Annotated in this window: 2 protein-coding genes; both read left to right on the top strand. The window is 55.4% G+C overall.

Going from position 1 to position 579, the window contains the following annotated elements; genetic code table 11:
* Positions 1-4: 4 nt before the first annotated feature.
* Positions 5-277 (top strand): phage head closure protein, encoded by a 273-nt coding sequence (locus AACS92_RS03600; RefSeq protein ID WP_099112043.1) that lies wholly within the window; start codon positions 5-7, stop codon positions 275-277.
* The coding region (locus tag AACS92_RS03595; protein WP_099112042.1) for a hypothetical protein at positions 270-579 on the top strand (310 nt) is incomplete at its 3' end. The genes AACS92_RS03600 and AACS92_RS03595, both read left to right, overlap by 8 nt.

Genomic DNA, 579 nt, shown 5'->3' with positions numbered 1-579 from the left:
GGTTATCCATCGGGACGAACTGGGTGCAGAAACGTTCAGCCACAGTGCTGTTATCACCGTCTGGGCAAAAGCCGAGGCCGTGTCCAACCGAAAGCTCCGCACAGCCGAGCAGCAACAGGTGATTGAGGTACAGCAATTTACCGTCAGACCCCGGCGTGATATCCAGCCGGGCTGGCTGATTGAACATCAGGATCGGCGGTTCACGGTACGCACCGTTGACCGTAATCGTGCCGATTGCACGATCCTTACCACAGAGGCCGATGTGCGTCATGATTGAACCTGCACTGAAAGCCGATTTAGAACGAATAACGGGCCTGCCGGTTTATCCGCTGATCTTGCCCTCGACAGTATTAGAGGGCGTAACCTACCAGCGCATCAGCGATCCCCGATTCACTCTCGGGCTGGTAGCCTCGCCGTTAATCGAAGCACGCTTCCAAATCAGCATTATGGTGCTGAACGATTACACCCAAGCCCTGCGGTTGGAAGCGAAAATCCGTTCTGCATGGGAATCTGTGCAGCATGGCCGACTCGGTGGTTATCCGGTGCAAACCGTTTCACGCGGACTCTTGCATCAGGAAG

It is taken from the genome of Xenorhabdus sp. KJ12.1 (assembly GCF_963876495.1).
Taxonomy (GTDB): Bacteria; Pseudomonadota; Gammaproteobacteria; order Enterobacterales; family Enterobacteriaceae; genus Xenorhabdus; species Xenorhabdus stockiae.
The sequence above is the reverse complement of the archived record's forward strand: the minus strand, read 5'-3'. Positions and strand labels throughout refer to the sequence as shown.